The following is a 15,782-nucleotide window of genomic DNA, read 5'->3' as shown; positions in this document are numbered from 1 at the left end:
AAAAACCGCCGTTCACTGAACGGCGGTTTTTTATTAATAACCGGTACGGTTACATTATACTTCTCTGTGACTGTCAATAGTGACAGACGAAAGATAGTTCAGCAGAGCGATGTCATTTTCAACACCCAGTTTCAGCATGGCAGATTTTTTCTGACTACTGATAGTTTTGATACTGCGGTTGAGTTTACGCGCAATCTCAGTAACCAGATGTCCTTCGGCAAATAACCGCAGAACCTCACTCTCTTTTGGTGACAGGCGTTTATCGCCATAACCGTTGGCATTTACTTTCTCCAGCAGTTTGGCAACACTTTCAGGTGTAAATTTCTTCCCTTTCTGCAATGAAGCCAGTGCTTTCGGCAGATCTGCCGGGGCGCCCTGTTTCAGTACGATCCCTTCGATATCAAGTTCCAGTACGGCACTGAGTATCGCCGGGTTATTGTTCATGGTAAGAACAATAATGGCCAGGTCAGGATAATGGCGCTTGATATACTTAATCAGCGTAATACCATCACCGTATTTATCTCCCGGCATAGAGAGGTCAGTTATCAGAACATCTGCATCCAGACGAGCTAAATTATTGATAAGTGCAGTTGAATCTTCAAACTCACCGACAACAGTGACTGTCTCCAGTTGTTCCAGGGATTTTTTAATCCCGAAAATAACGATGGGATGATCATCAGCGATAATAACATTCAGGTTATTCATACTCGTGGTTACCTTGCTGCAGCAATTCAATGACAATGGCATCGATTTCACGGATACCTTCATCAATTTTAATTTTGTTTTTGTCTGCGATATACTGTTCTATATCTTCACACCGTGTTTTCAGATAATCAAAGTCAAGCACAGCAAAGACCCCTTTAACCCGATGTACCGTCAGCGCCAGTGGCTGCAATTCACTTAATTCTGCTTCGGTGTACATCTTATTTATATCAGGAGGTACTGTGGTGGCAAACAAATCGTTATACGTACTTTGTGCCAATTGATTTTTATATAAAGCAACAATTTCCCCTACGGAAAGTGCGTTTGTATTAATACCCGAATCTCCGGGTAAGAATCTATCATCAAACTCATCCGAAGTTAAGCTTTGTTCGATGAGTAATGTAATTGCATTCAGAATCTCATCGTTGAAATTATAATTACATTCCACAAGAGAAGGTGTAATCATTTTATGTTCAACAATATCATTACGTAAAAATAATATCGGCTTTCTCGCTTTCTTATCAAAATCTGTTATCAGGATGTCGTACTCATCTTGCAATAACGCGCGATTTTTATCAAATAAAATTCCGCCGTTTTCACTTATAATTGCATTAATTATTTCCCGAATACTTGGATTAATGATATTGAGTTTGAAAAGAGTGTCTTCCAGAATACCGGATGGTTCACCACGCGACTCCGTTGCAGGCAGCGGCAGCTCTACAATGTAGTGGGTACCGATATCCGGTTTACTGTCAATTTTCAATTTACCTTTAAGCTTCTTACATAATAAATCACATAAATAAAATGCCAGACCTGAATTAGGACGATTCTCTGTTTCTGCTACCTGACACATAAAAGGATCATAGCGGTTAACAAGATCAGAAGAGGGCAAACCAGAGCCGCTGGCAATTATCTCAAATTTGATATTATTATGTTCATCTTTGAATATATTCTTAAGGCGGACAACTAATTTACCATATTTTAAATTACTGACAGCGTAATTCAGCAGTAATAAAATAACCTTACTTATGATCGAACCATCACCAATATAATTTAACTGTCTGTTTATACCGTTATGAAAATAAAGGGGTATCCCTTTGTCATTAATTTGTTGTGAAAACTGCTTCACAATATCTTCAATGGTTGTAGATAACAGGAACTCATCATTTGTTGGCTTCCAGTCATCTGTTTCGAGGTCGGCCAGTAAAATAATATTTTCAATCCATTCACTGAGGTAGCCGGACTCGGTCGCAACTTTATTCATCAACTGTCTGCCGGTATTGTCGGTGACATACATTTTCAGTGCGTGCAGGTCATTACCAAGTTGCTTAACCGGTATCGCTAACTCAGATTTAATATTCTTCAGCACGGAGTGGCGGGCTTTAATACTCTTATTATATTCACGGTCAGATAATTGCAGACGTCGCGCTGTCAATGCTTCCTGATCTTTATCCTGGAACAGGATCAGATAGGTATCATTCATACTGCGGACAGGGTTCATACTGACTTCATAGACGACATTATCAATGGTGGTTTGGATCCGTCCCTGATGTTCACGGGCCATATCACGTGTTTTACTTAAATCGCTTAATGCCAGTAGTTGATTGGCAATTGTGTTACTTATCAGCCGCTTATTAGTGGCGAAATCATAAATCGCAAGCCCGAGCGGGAGCTGGGCGACTATTTCATTCGTCATGGCTTCACTATTTTTTGCCTGGCGGATTAATGAATTCAGCGGAGAAATGAATCGCTTGCGGATATAAATAAGACCACCAACCGATAAAATACTGAAAAGCAAAATTGAGATTAACAACCATATATTGGCGGACAGCATCTCTTCAGCCAGTGCGAGCAGGGAGAGCTGATAGATAACCTGATACGGCATATCACTGAGGCGGTAGCTTAGTTTCAGTGACAGCCCGTTAATACTGATTTGCACCGGACTTGTCCGGTTGCTGATGACATTTGATTCCGCAGGGACCAGCGCGAGGTTTGCGAGGTCGAGGTTATCAGGCACCATGGTATTAATTGGTAAATCGAATGCGACCACACTGGTTAATTGACCGGGGTTATTAAACATCGCGCGGTATGTGTAGTAATAAGTCGATTCAGTCCGCAGTTTAGTAAATGACGACAATGTTTCCCGTTCATCCAGCGCTGTTGAATCCGCCAGCATTTCTGTGCGTTTTTCATCAGCACTGAGTGTCAGATAGCTTTCGCGATAGCGTAATTCCGGACGCAGGGCAGAGTGAGATGTGACTAACAGCAGACTGTTATCCAGACCATTAAGGTAATACATTGAATTGAACTGATTGTTTCCGCCCCACAAAATGGTCAGATAATCGGAAAACCGTCTGGCAATCGAATAGGTTTCGTCATCAGTTCGCCCGAATAAAATAGCATCAACAATCGGTACACGGCTGTCAATCCAGTAAATGTCATTCAGGATCTTATGTGGAGGAACGAGTTCGGGTCGTTTTTCCGTATCTGCTGCATTGGCAAGCCTGAACAGCTCAATTGACTGATATCTGTATGTTTCAACCTGATGTTCTATCCGGTTGCTGAAACTGAGTAATGCGCCTTTTTTGCTTCCCAGCCAGGCATCGTAGTAGTTATATCCATATAAGAAGAGAGATAAAACTAACAGCGAAACAAATGATGCATAAAAGCCGGGTATCGTATAAGGCTTGGAATTTGAATGTCTGTACATATTTTCCGTTACAACCTTATTAGTAAGTACTTGACTGAAAATCCACCGGGAATTGATTCTAGCATATTAATTACCGGCACAATAATAGCTGTAATCAGCCACAGATAAGGCGGAATGCCTGAATGTTGAGCAGACAGACAAAAAAAATGATTTTTTTTGCTTACAGGGGTAGACAGGTTCCTCATTTTTCAGGATAATCGCGCCCCATGGAAGGATGGCCGAGTGGCTTAAGGCAGCGGTCTTGAAAACCGCCGACGGGAGACCGTCCTAGAGTTCGAATCTCTATCCTTCCACCAAATTAGCCGGCTTAGCTCAGTTGGTAGAGCAACTGACTTGTAATCAGTAGGTCACCAGTTCGACTCCGGTAGCCGGCACCATATAAAACCCGCCATCTCTTTGAGATGGCGGGTTTTTCCTTTTGTACTCGCCAACAACGTTTAGTGTAGTGTGGGACATATTTGAGACATCACTCCTGAGAGCCACATCAATTTGCTGTGAGTGCCGGCTTAAATGCCTTGGTGCCAGGTGAGCGTAACGCCGTACCATTTCAATTGATTCCCATCCTCCCATTTCCTGTAATATCGACAGGGAGCTCTCGTCTTGATTAACAGGTTCGCTCCACGCGTACAGTAAACCATCAAACCGAAAGTTAATGATCTCTGCCGGTCTTAAATTTGTTTTCCGGGCTGTAATATCAATAACATTGATACAATGCTGCGGGAGGTACGCTGCAAACAACCACGTCCTGCCGCATCAAATTAAAAATTATCTTACTATAAAGACAGATGTTTTCGCATAATGAACGAGTGATGAGGCAGTAGACCCCAGGATATGTGTTTTGAAGCTTGGGTTGCGGGAACCGATAATAATGAGGTCGGCTTTTATTTGTTGTGATACATCAATGATTGTATCAGCAATGCTGCCAATCTTAACAAGTAACGTTATCTGATTTTCAGGTATTTCAAATTTGCTTATAACGGCTTTCAGTTCAACCTTAATACTCTCTGTCATTTCATCTTCTGACTTTGTGTTTTCAGTAATTACAGGATATCCAACACCATATTCATTATATTTTTCGATAGGTGAAATGACTGTCAAAAAATAAAAATGTGTATTTTTATTTATGGAATACCCGTTAACTTCGGAGATAACCTTATCAGTCAATGAGCTCTGATTAAGATCGATAGGTACAAGAATTATTTTATGCATAACCAACTCCTTAGTAGAAAAACCAGCGTATCTTTGATTAAGGATAGTCCATATTATCACTACTAATCGATAGTTTTTACAATTAGGGTATTTTTCAGGAGAAACCATTATGCAAAATATTATATTCAGTGGTATTTATCCCGGTAAACAGCCATTTCACATCAATCATTGGGATAAATAAGCAAGGTGACTTTATATAAAAACCCATATGAATCAAATTGATGGGTTTTTGATAGAGTGCTCATCTTCAATCGTTGTAATCGAAGTCTGCGCAGGTGCTTATTTTATGAGCGTGACGGATTAGCAATTCAGGCCATGAAGAAAATTTAATATCTCCACAGTTTGTTCGTCCATCTGTCGCTGTTGCGGTGTATTTATGATGTCCCCACAGATGTTGTACTACTGGCTTTCCTGGCATATTCCTGATTGTTTGTTCCGGTAACCATTTTTGTGACAGGCGAAATGTGTAAATCCGATATTAAAAGCGGGATAGAAAAAGATCACGCAAAAATCAGACAGATCGCTCCGTGGTCTTTTTTATAGAGTTACAGGCATGGCTGAATGACGGATTACAATAGCTGTGTTTCGTTAATCCAGACGACCTCAGTTATGCTTTTAGCAACTAATTTCCCGGTGTGGGGCATTTTAAAGTGTGCGTTAACAGATTCTTTATCTTTCCATTTTTCCCATAGTATAAATTCACCTTTTTCTCTGTCGGAAGGGTAAACAGAGAAAAAAATATTACCATCTTCATTTTGGGTTTCTGCTTCTAACCACTTTAAATCATTATAAACATCTTCAAATGAATGATTATTTATAATGCGTATGCAAGCTGTAATTAAGTACATAATGAATCCCGTTTCTACTAAATGTGTAGCCAGTTTATAATCAATCAGACGGCAGGGGCTAAAATATTTACAAAATTCGTACCAATTCAGAAAGCTTTGCTTTTTGAACTGCAAACCTCAGATTGTGCCGATGCAGCCGATGATGAATACCAAGAAAAATTTTTTTGTTACGATATAGATGTTTCAACTAATATTTGTATAAATACCATCTCATTTTTTTGAATCCCCGAGAGTATTTGAAAGGAAAAAATTTACTGATAATATTGATAATTATATCAATATTAAATATATATTTAATAACAAAAAATTTTTGGCGGAAGGATGCTATATAAGTAGGATGGATTTAAATGAAGCCACAAATAAAAAATATATCAGGAGCAGAGTAAATCGGACGTAATGCAGGATAAATTAAGTTCCCGGAAGGATGAGGATTCTTTCAGGATGTAAGTTAAATAAGTGACGTTAGGGAGATGGATGGAAGTAAAGATAACAATATCAGCTATAGATTTACGGACTTCTATAAAAATATCCAGCATTAATTATACCTTAAGTATCTTCAATAATCAGCTATTAGACCATCAAGTTTATCATTACTTAAATTATTTTCCATGTGAAAAGATAAGAATAAAGATCAAGAAAAATATAAAACAAAAAATGAGGTATAAAAAATAATTGATTTTTATCAATAAAAGGGCATTGCAATGTTAATTATCAATAACTAAATTAAATAAATCTATCTAATGGCTTCGTATTTATATGATTTTAAAGAATAAAACAAATAATCAATAATTCTTATTATCATATTGACTATGATTGAATTTATTAATATATTAATTCGCAACGGTATTTAGTTAATATAAGTAACCCTTATTAATTAAAAGGAATATGGTACGAATATTATATTCAAATCCATAGCTGTACCCGCAACTGTAGACGTAGCTGGATATCTTTATATTCATCAGGCTAATATGATGAGTAAGTCACTGTAATTATTATGGGAAGGCTGATATCTCAGAGTTCGTAAGCCAGTAGACCTACCGTTAAATGCAATATTCAATCTATAAGGCGGGATAGTCCTTATGATGAATGACAATTTCTTTAGTGAAATTGAGAAATATATTGGTTTAACTTGTATATTGCGACGTTATATCATTATTATTTAACACTATTACAACGTCCACGATACCTAGCTATATAATTTCATAAACATTCATTATATATATCTATTCCGATAACATAAAACACAACAATTGTGTCTTAATGAAATCAGAGGATAGTATGTTAAGTAACAATATTAAAACAAAAAATCAAAACCTACGAAATAAACTTATCATTAATACAAGTAGCCTCTTTCTATTACTATACTCCGGCATTTCATTATCTGCCCAAACTGAATACCCGCTCACAATTAAAAACTGTGGAAAGGATATTACTTTTACCAAAGCACCTGAACATGTTGTAACCGTAGGTCAGAACAGCACCGAAATCATGTATATGCTGGGGCTTGCTGATCGTGTTGCAGGAACATCACTCTGGTTTACCCCTGTCATGGAACAATTCAAAGAGCAAAATGCTAAAGTTGATGTTATTGCTGAAAATATTCCTACATTTGAAGGTATTCTCGCCAAGAAACCTGATTTGGTGGCAAGCCAGTTTGAATGGCAAATAGGTTCTGCGGGCGTGGTTGCAACTTATGAGCAATTTGATGAATTAAAGGTTCCTGTCTATTCCTCACCAGCTGATTGTGCAAAAAGTAATGAAGATGGTGGTGATGGTGTAAGAAAAGAAATGTTTGATATTAATCTTGTGTATCAAGAGATTAATGATCTGGCTAAAATATTTAATGTTCAGGATCGCGGTGATGAATTAGTGATGTCACTGAAAGAAAGAGAAAAATCAGCAAAAGAAAAAGTGGCGGATATCAAACCCGGCACTTCTGCAGTATTTTGGTTTTCCAGTGCAGATCTGGAATTAGATCCTTATGTTGCCGGAAAACTGGGTCCTGCGGCTTATATTGCTAAAGAGTTGGGAATCAAAAATATTATTAATTCTGATGAAGAATGGCCGACAGTTGGCTGGGAAACAATAGCAAAAGCAAATCCATCAATGATTGTATTAGGGGAAATGTCCCGCCGGCGTTTTCCTGCGGATGATTGGAAGGTAAAAATGGAATATCTCAAATCTGATCCTGTAACCAGTCTTATTCCTGCCGTTAAAAATGAATACTTACCTGTGATTGATGTACAGACAATGAATGCAGGTGTACGGACAATTGATGGGTTAGAGCAAATTGCAGATGCGTTATTAAAATATAACTTAGCTGAAAGTAAACATTAATAATACTTATGGTAAATCCTGCCGGAATTATATTTTTCGGCGGATTTTAAACTAATTCAGGTATGAATATGTATTTTTCTGCTGTGAAATATCGTGTCTGCATCCGGTTTTTTGCTAAAGCTATTTTTTATTTTTTAGTTACCGGTCTGATTTTATGTATTGCAGTTCTATTGGGGATATCCATAGGTGAAACGGTTATTCCATGGAAAAACGTAATAGAAACACTTGGAAATAAGCTTTTTACATTAAATTATGATGTCGATGCTTTAGATGCCGGGATCGTATGGAATTACCGGTTAACCAGAGCAATAGTTTCAGCATGTTGTGGCGCCTGTCTTGCTGTTTCCGGTGTGGTGTTACAGTCATTACTGCGCAATCCGCTGGCGGACCCTTATCTTTTGGGGATTTCAGCCGGAGCATCAACAGGAGCAGTTGCTGTAGCATTAATCGGGATTGGTGGCGGAATTATTTCTATGTCATTTGGTGCATTCATTGGTGCATTAATTGCGTTTTTATTTGTAGCGGCTTTAGCAGCTCTTGCACGTGGTGCAAGGGAGGCGGTAGCGACCCAAATTATACTTGCCGGTATTGCAAGCTCTCAGTTATTTAATGCAATAACGTCTCTGATTATCACAAAATCAGCAAACGCCGAGCAGGCCAGAGGGATAATGTTTTGGTTACTGGGTAATCTCAGTGGCGTTCGCTGGCCGGATGTCATGCTCGCAGTTCCGGTTACAGTTATTGGAGTGATGACGTGCTTTTGCTATGTGAGGTCACTCGACGCATTTACGTTTGGTACACAATCGGCGGCGTCTTTAGGGATCCCGGTTAAGCGGACCCAGGCTGTTTTGATAACGGCCACAACATTAATGACAGCCATTATGGTTTCGATTGTCGGCGCTATCGGTTTTGTGGGACTGGTTATCCCACATGCGGCAAGATTAATTGTCGGGCATCAACATCATAAATTATTGCCGGTCAGTGCAATAGTAGGTGCTCTTTTTATGATAGCAGCAGACGTTATCTCCCGGACAATTGTTACAGGGCAGGTTTTACCAATAGGTGTAATCACTGCATTAGTTGGTGCCCCGATATTTGCGGTTATTTTGGTTAGGGGGAAACGTTCAAAATGATTAATATCCGGAATCAGGCTGCATACACAGCTGAACAGTTCTCTATGACTGACACTATATTAAAAATTGAAAATATCAGCTTACGTATCAGGAAAAAAAATATCGTTAACAATGTCTCGATGAGGGTAAAAAGAGGCGAATTTCTGGGAATTATTGGTGCGAATGGTTCCGGAAAAACAACATTAATTTCTATGATTGCGGGTTTAAATAAACCCTTCTCCGGAATGGTCGAATTTGACGGAAAGAAAATAGGATTATATTCGCGTCGTCAACTGGCACAAAAAATGGCACTGGTTGAACAACACGCTGAAACAACCGACCAGATGACAGTAAGACAAGCTGTCGGGCTGGGCCGGACACCTTACTTAAGTCTGGTGAATCCGTGGTCTGAGAATGATAGTTCGGTTGTCAATGCAATACTCGATAAAATAGATATGAAAGATTTCTGTAACCGGAACTGGCAAACGCTGTCAGGGGGAGAGCGCAAACGCACGCATATAGGAAGAGCGCTTGCCCAGGAGCCAGAATTATTAGTGATGGATGAACCAACCAATCATTTGGATGTAAAACATCAGATAGAGTTGTTGTACCTGATAAAGTCACTGAAACTTACTGTTATAACATCATTACATGACCTTAATCATGCTGCGATGTTTTGTGACAGGGTGGCAGTTATGCAGGGGGGGGGGCTGGTCGCTATAGATATACCTGAAAAAATATTCACACCTGAAAATATAAAATTATTTTTCGGCATAACCGCTATTGTTGAGTCCGAAGAAAATAACGGAAATTGTTTTATCCGATATCAATACCCGCATTGCTAAATACCTCATTAAATTAAACAGGAAATAAAATGAATTTATTAAAGAGTATACTAATTTTAACCGGTTCACTTTTGCTGGTTTCCCCTGTTTTGGCAGAAACTCACGAAGTGCTGATGAAAAACCGGGGAGCATCAGGCCCGATGATTTATGAACCGGATTATATTGAAATTAAACCTGGTGATACTATTAAATTTGTCCGGACTCATAAAAGCCACAATGCAGCATCCATTAAAGAAATGTCACCTGCCGGGTACAAAGGATTTATGGGTAAAATTGATCAGGAAATAGAAGTAAAATATGATGATACGGGCTACTACGGAGTCAAATGTACTCCTCACTATGCTCAGGGAATGGTTATGTTAGTTAAAGTCGGTAATGCAGATTTACCTCAATCCTACCGCGATTTTAAAGCACCAGGATTAGCGGATAAGCGATTTAAAAAATTAATAGAGACGCACGTTGATAAATAATATTAATTTAAATTAATGGCGATGCCTGATTATCATAAATAATAGAACAGGCTATCCCATTTTATATTGTGTCATGCAACATATTTGTATTCTGCAAGAAATTAACTGCCAGTAAAAAAATAGGAAATATTTAATGAATGGCAAGAACGATAAAGTAATACAGGATACCGGTAAAACCTTACTAAGCCGCAGAAAATGTATCTACAGGCTGACACAGTTGATTGGTACTGTTGGCATAGCTGCCGCCGCCTGGCCTCTGGTAATGAGTTTTGGACCTGATAAGCGAAGTCTGGTGAGTAGCGGCCCGATAGATATTAATCTTGAGAATTTACAACCTGGTCAGGTAATAAAGAAAGTATGGCGTGATAAATTAATTTTAATTCGCTATCGAACGGAAAGTGAAATTCAGGCAGCACGCTCAGAAAATATATCATTTCAATTGGATCCTCAGCCTGATAGTGAAAGAGTCAGGGAAGGTTATGAGCAGTGGCTGGTTCTTTTTGGTAATTGCCCGCATGCCGGTTGTATACCAAGAGAAATTAGTGGTGAAAACACAGGATGGATTTGCCCCTGCCATGGATCTGAGTTCGATATGTCCGGTCGTGTGACTAAAGGTCCTTCAACAAAAAACCTGGATGTTCCGGAATATACTTTTTTGAATGAAGGACTGGTTCTTCGTGTAGGTGCCAGTAATGTATAAACCACATGAAGGAATTGGATTAAACCCTGAGAAATCAGTATTAAAGACGTTATTATCATTTCTTGGAAAAACAATAAGACTGCCTAAGTCTGGCTGGTTGCTATGGTCTTTTGGCACAGGCGCTATACTATTAGTTGTATTAATTATACAAATAGTAACAGGGCTGATTTTAGCCATGTATTATATACCAACTGCGGAGCAGGCATTTGATTCCATTATTAATATCATAAGAAATATAAACAATGGCGAGCTTATAAGAAATTTACATACGATAGGCGCATCCCTTTTTTTTGTTGCCTGTTATATTCATATATTCCGTGGTATGTACTTCAGTGTTTATCGCAGGCCATTCGTCAGGATGTGGATGATAAGTGTAACACTGTATTTGTTATTAATTATAACTGCTTTTCTTGGATATAGCCTTATATGGGGACAAAAAAGTTATTGGGCTGCAACTGTAATGACCGAATTAAGTAAAGCTATTCCGTTTATTGGTGGGAATGTGCACGATCTTATCGTTGGTGGGTTTTCTATAGGAACACCGATGCTTGGTCGTTTTTATGTTTTTCATTTTATGATACCGTTTATTATTGTTATTTTTACAGTTATACATATACGTACAGTTCAGCTTGCCTTTTCTAAAGCGGTCAAGAAGCCATTGACAGATAAACAACAAAAAAAATTATTATTTAATTATAAAATAACAAATGAGGATGCTATAAAAGTAGTATTGTTTTTATTTGTACTTGTTTGGTTTGTTTTCTTCTCTCCGCAATCATTAATGCATACAGATAACTTTATCAAAGCCGAATCAACGATCACACCAGAAATAGTATCACCGGAATGGTATTTCCTGACATTATTTTCTATATTACGGTGTTTTCCTGACGAACTTGTAGGTATTGCTGCAATGTTTGGTGCCATTTTTGTTTTTTATCTTTTACCCTGGCTGGATGGTTCAAAATCTAAGTTCAGAAACTATAATATATATTTAAAAATAATATTTTTCATTTGGGTCTGTAATGCTATCTTTTTAGGGTGGTTAGGCTCACAAGCATTAAGCGGTCCGGATTTAATTAATTGGTTGAATCATGAAGAGAGTGGTTGGATAAGGCCTGCATCTCAATTTTCGACAATAATTTATTTTTCTTATTTTTTTATTGTCTTGCCATGCAGGAAATTTATAGAGAAACAGGATTAATTTGATGAAAAACTTAATAGCTATCATTTTATTCAAATTCTTGCTTAGTTTGTCTTTTTACTCTTATGCTGAAGAACCTATAATTAAACCAGAAAAACCGGATATACAGCAATGGAGTTACTCTGGTATAGATGGAAAATATGATAAAGAACAGCTCAGGCGGGGACTCCAGGTTTACCAGGAGAAATGTCAATCCTGCCATGGGATGAAATATCTTGAATTTTATCAATTGACAGATTCAGATGGTCCCTCATTCACATCAGAAGAAGCTAAATTAATAGCGGAAGGCTATGTCTTTACTGATACTGATGACATGGGACAACCAATTGAACGGCAGGGAACACTTACCGACTATTTTCCCTCCCCTTATTTAAATTCACAAGAAGCAAGTTATCTTAATAATGGCAAAGAACCGGTGGATTTAACATATATTACAAAATCCAGAGGATATGAAAGAGGGCTTCCTCAATCCTTTTTTGATGTGTTTATTCCATATAATGAGCATGGTTCTGATTATGTTTATGCACTTTTGACAGGTTATCCTGAAAGTACCGGAGAAAATGACATGTATGTTTTTAATCGTTATTATCCGGGTGGGTTAATTGCTATGAATAAGCAATTACATGATGGCGATATTGTATATAAAGAGAATGTAAATGGTATAAATGTAATGCCTGAAACAGCAGAACAATATGCAAAAGATGTTACTGCTTTTCTGGCCTGGGCTGCAGATCCTTACATGAAAAGCAGAGCAGAGAAAGGATGGGTAGTTTTAGGGTATCTTTCTGTACTTCTTATCTTATTATTAATATTGAAAATAATAAAAAACAAATTAAAGGCGATTCAATGACATTACTAAAAATAGAGTCTCTTGTACATGATTATATTAAGCCAACACAACTATTTTTATCTGAACAACTTAACAATTTTTTCAAGTATGAGTACGATTTAAAAAATAATAAAGATGATGTGTTCTTATTAGAAAATAAATATATAATACCGGAGAGAAGTAATTTATGGATCGCTTTGGATCATCAAAATAGTGTCATAGGTTCTATTGCTGTATCTTCTTATGATAACCGAATAGATGTACTAACAGATCGTTATAATCTTAACACAACATCAGAAATTTGTAGGTGCTATGTTCACCCGGAACATCGTCGTAAAGGGATTGGAAGTCATTTATTGATGTTGGCAGAAAATTTTTGTGTTGAAAAATGTTTTAGTACTATTTATTTACATACTCATCATTTCCTTCCCGGTGGATATGATTTTTGGAAAAAAAATAATTATAGTACAACTTTTGATATGGGTTCGGCACAACAAATTATTCATATGGAAAAAACGTTATAAATTTCTATTATCCTTTTATAGTAGGCTAGTGACTAAATGTTAATTGCAGAAAAAATAACATTCATAGAAAAGGAATCAATTTTACTTAACGAAATTAGTTTTGTATTGAATTCTGGTGATGCCATCCGAATAGAAGGTAATAATGGCGCAGGTAAAACAACATTATTAAAAATAATTACAGGCATGATTCACCCGGATTCTGGTGAGATTAGCTGGAAAAATATATCTATTTTTAAATTAAAAGAAGATTATCACAGTAAAATAATTTATCTTGGACACAAGCTTGCTTTAAAAGGTGATCTGACCGTGTCAGAGAATCTTCAATTTTATTCTCTTTTAGCCAGGAAAAATAAAAGTAACATAACATTTGAATCTATTATTGATCAACTAAACTTGGGTAACTATAGCGATATTTTAGTCAGGAATTTATCTGAAGGTCAAAAAAGGCGGGTTGCTTTGGCGCGCCTGTGGCATAGTGATGCCAAATTATGGATATTAGATGAGCCATTTACTGCAATTGATTATGAATTAAAACAACAATTAATTAAATTATTTGATAGTCATATAGGAAATGGTGGGATGATTTTATATACATCACATCATTATGTTATAAGTAATAGTATTATACTTAAACTAAATGAGGAGGGTATTAATACTATATATCAGAATGGTAAGAGTATATGATCTCATTTTTTATAAAATATAACATAAAGGGTTTATCAAGAAACATTAATCAGATAGTTAGCCCATTATTATTTTTTATGATTGTGATGGTCTTTTTCCCTTTAAGTATTGGACAAAACACTCATTTACTGTCTGTTATTTCTGTTCCTATTTACTGGATTGTGGCAATGCTATCCTCATTATTATCTCTTGACCAAATTTTTAAGGATGACTATGATGATGGAACACTGGAACAATTATATATATCAACACATTCATTTTATTTTATTATTTTGTCAAAAATATTAATACATTGGGTTGTTTCTTTTTTACCAATAATAATTATCTCGCCACTTATGTCTGTTTTTTTATCAATGGAATATGATAAATTAATAATAATGGTTATTGCATTGTTATTAGGAACACCTATTCTTAGTATAATAGGGTCTATAGGTTCCGCATTAACGTTATCTCTTAACAAAAATGGCTTGCTTATCAGCATAATCACGCTTCCACTTTATATCCCTGTACTTATCTTGGGGAGTGGGATCAGTAATTTACATCAAAACAATCAACCTGTTGATGGGGCATTTGCTATTTTGATTTTATTGTTAGTTATAAGCGTTATTTTTGTACCCTTTGCTATTTCTGCTGCATTAAAAGTACATGTTTCTGATAGTAGATAGTTTGTAATGTATACATATGAACTATGTAAATAGTGTGGCTATTATTAATATGATTTACCTAAAAACATTGAGAGATATCATGAATATCCATAATGACCCTGAGAAAATATATATTTTGTGTAAGAGAGTAATTCCGATGTTTTGGCTTGTTTCAGTAACATTAATAATTATTGGTCTTACATGGGGATTGATTTATACACCGCAGGACCGTGTACAAGGTGATGGTTATCGTATTATCTACCTACATGTACCAGCTGCGATTTCATCTATTGTTATCTATATATTTATGGCTTTTTGCGCATTAATAAATTTAATATTCAGAATAAAATTATTTAATTGGTTGAGTTCATCTGTGATGCCTATTGGTATGATATCTACCCTAATTGCCTTAGTTACAGGCGCTATATGGGGAAAACCAATGTGGGGAACGTGGTGGGTATGGGATGCAAGATTAACATCAGAACTTATTCTGCTATTTTTATATTCTGGAGTCATTGCATTACATAGTACATTTGGTAATCATAGGAATGGAGATAATTTAACTAATATACTTATTATTGTTGGTGTTATTAACATACCCATTATTCATTACTCAGTAGATTGGTGGAATACGCTTCATCAAGGTACGACAGATTTACATAAAACGATAGATGTAAGCATGAGATATCCTTTAAGAATTGCTATAGTAGGTTTCTCTATGCTATTTATTACCTTATCGTTAATGCAATTAAGAAATATAATTTTGTATTCAGAGATAAACAAATATTGGGTTTATAAATATATCGTTAAATAAAAAGAGTGTCTTATGAATGAAATTTTGTGCTTGGCAGACAGTTTTATATCTATAAAAAAACATGAATACTATATTTTCCTGGCTTTTCTTTCAACATTGGTGGTCTTTATAATTACTTTACTTTATATACAGTATAGTCATTACATTATTATT

General features: G+C 36.6%; 15 protein-coding genes, 2 tRNA genes, 1 pseudogene and 1 riboswitch. Of the genes and pseudogenes, 14 read left to right on the top strand and 4 right to left on the bottom strand.

From position 1 onward, the window contains the following. Positions 1–54: 54 nt before the first annotated feature. Positions 55–705, bottom strand: coding sequence for a response regulator transcription factor RcsB (gene rcsB / locus ACMHKJ_RS03320; protein WP_150384730.1), 651 nt, complete (start codon positions 703–705; stop codon positions 55–57). Then, a complete protein-coding gene (rcsD, locus tag ACMHKJ_RS03315; RefSeq protein WP_413492054.1) occupies positions 698–3,412 on the bottom strand; it encodes a phosphotransferase RcsD in 2,715 nt (904 codons plus the stop codon). The genes rcsB and rcsD overlap by 8 nt, the downstream gene beginning before the upstream one ends. A gap of 208 nt (positions 3,413–3,620) precedes the next feature. Between rcsD and ACMHKJ_RS03310 the strand changes: the two genes are divergently transcribed. Then, a tRNA-Ser gene (locus ACMHKJ_RS03310) sits at positions 3,621–3,708 on the top strand. A gap of 5 nt (positions 3,709–3,713) precedes the next feature. After that, positions 3,714–3,789, top strand: a tRNA-Thr gene (locus ACMHKJ_RS03305). A gap of 388 nt (positions 3,790–4,177) precedes the next feature. On the opposite strand, the gene ACMHKJ_RS03300 is transcribed toward ACMHKJ_RS03305, so the two are convergent. Next, entirely contained in the window at positions 4,178–4,621 is a 444-nt protein-coding gene (locus ACMHKJ_RS03300; RefSeq protein WP_413492053.1) for a universal stress protein, read from the bottom strand. A 569-nt stretch (positions 4,622–5,190) separates the two neighbouring features. Then, positions 5,191–5,469 (bottom strand): putative quinol monooxygenase, encoded by a 279-nt coding sequence (locus tag ACMHKJ_RS03295; protein WP_413492051.1) that lies wholly within the window; start codon positions 5,467–5,469, stop codon positions 5,191–5,193. 233 nt (positions 5,470–5,702) lie between these two features. Here ACMHKJ_RS03295 and ACMHKJ_RS03290 point away from each other — a divergent pair. The 12 genes and pseudogenes from ACMHKJ_RS03290 to ccmC all read left to right on the top strand — a co-directional run. Further along, a pseudogene (locus tag ACMHKJ_RS03290) lies at positions 5,703–5,916 on the top strand (IS200/IS605 family transposase); the annotation flags it as partial. 379 nt (positions 5,917–6,295) lie between these two features. Further along, positions 6,296–6,525: riboswitch (cobalamin riboswitch) on the top strand. 222 nt (positions 6,526–6,747) lie between these two features. After that, on the top strand, positions 6,748–7,806 hold the full coding sequence (locus ACMHKJ_RS03285) for an ABC transporter substrate-binding protein (protein WP_413492050.1): 1,059 nt from the start codon (positions 6,748–6,750) through the stop codon (positions 7,804–7,806). A 68-nt stretch (positions 7,807–7,874) separates the two neighbouring features. Then, a complete protein-coding gene (locus ACMHKJ_RS03280; RefSeq protein WP_413492049.1) occupies positions 7,875–8,939 on the top strand; it encodes a FecCD family ABC transporter permease in 1,065 nt (354 codons plus the stop codon). Further along, the gene (locus tag ACMHKJ_RS03275) at positions 8,936–9,763 is read left to right on the top strand and encodes an ABC transporter ATP-binding protein (protein ID WP_413492048.1); all 828 of its coding nucleotides are present in this window, start codon (positions 8,936–8,938) and stop codon (positions 9,761–9,763) included. Before ACMHKJ_RS03280 ends, ACMHKJ_RS03275 begins: the two co-directional genes overlap by 4 nt. Before the next feature lie 29 nt (positions 9,764–9,792). Further along, positions 9,793–10,233: a pseudoazurin gene (locus ACMHKJ_RS03270; RefSeq protein ID WP_413492047.1), complete on the top strand. Its 441-nt coding sequence runs from the start codon at positions 9,793–9,795 to the stop codon at positions 10,231–10,233. 133 nt (positions 10,234–10,366) lie between these two features. Then, complete coding sequence (gene petA, locus ACMHKJ_RS03265) at positions 10,367–10,933, top strand: ubiquinol-cytochrome c reductase iron-sulfur subunit (protein ID WP_413492046.1); 567 nt, start codon at positions 10,367–10,369, stop codon at positions 10,931–10,933. Continuing rightward, positions 10,926–12,134: a cytochrome b N-terminal domain-containing protein gene (locus ACMHKJ_RS03260; RefSeq protein WP_413492044.1), complete on the top strand. Its 1,209-nt coding sequence runs from the start codon at positions 10,926–10,928 to the stop codon at positions 12,132–12,134. Before petA ends, ACMHKJ_RS03260 begins: the two co-directional genes overlap by 8 nt. Positions 12,135–12,138: 4 nt before the next feature. Continuing rightward, complete coding sequence (locus tag ACMHKJ_RS03255; RefSeq protein WP_413492043.1) at positions 12,139–12,984, top strand: cytochrome c1; 846 nt, start codon at positions 12,139–12,141, stop codon at positions 12,982–12,984. Then, positions 12,981–13,487 (top strand): GNAT family N-acetyltransferase, encoded by a 507-nt coding sequence (locus ACMHKJ_RS03250; RefSeq protein WP_413492042.1) that lies wholly within the window; start codon positions 12,981–12,983, stop codon positions 13,485–13,487. Before ACMHKJ_RS03255 ends, ACMHKJ_RS03250 begins: the two co-directional genes overlap by 4 nt. Before the next feature lie 36 nt (positions 13,488–13,523). Then, a complete protein-coding gene (ccmA, locus tag ACMHKJ_RS03245; RefSeq protein ID WP_413492041.1) occupies positions 13,524–14,171 on the top strand; it encodes a cytochrome c biogenesis heme-transporting ATPase CcmA in 648 nt (215 codons plus the stop codon). Beyond that, positions 14,168–14,836: a heme exporter protein CcmB gene (gene ccmB / locus ACMHKJ_RS03240; RefSeq protein WP_413492040.1), complete on the top strand. Its 669-nt coding sequence runs from the start codon at positions 14,168–14,170 to the stop codon at positions 14,834–14,836. The genes ccmA and ccmB overlap by 4 nt, the downstream gene beginning before the upstream one ends. 79 nt (positions 14,837–14,915) lie before the next feature. Continuing rightward, positions 14,916–15,629 (top strand): heme ABC transporter permease CcmC, encoded by a 714-nt coding sequence (gene ccmC / locus ACMHKJ_RS03235; RefSeq protein ID WP_413492039.1) that lies wholly within the window; start codon positions 14,916–14,918, stop codon positions 15,627–15,629. Positions 15,630–15,782 lie beyond the last annotated feature (153 nt).

It is taken from the genome of Morganella psychrotolerans, from assembly GCF_965118875.1.
GTDB classification, from domain to species: Bacteria; Pseudomonadota; Gammaproteobacteria; order Enterobacterales; family Enterobacteriaceae; genus Morganella; species Morganella psychrotolerans_C.
The sequence above is the reverse complement of the archived record's forward strand: the minus strand, read 5'-3'. Positions and strand labels throughout refer to the sequence as shown.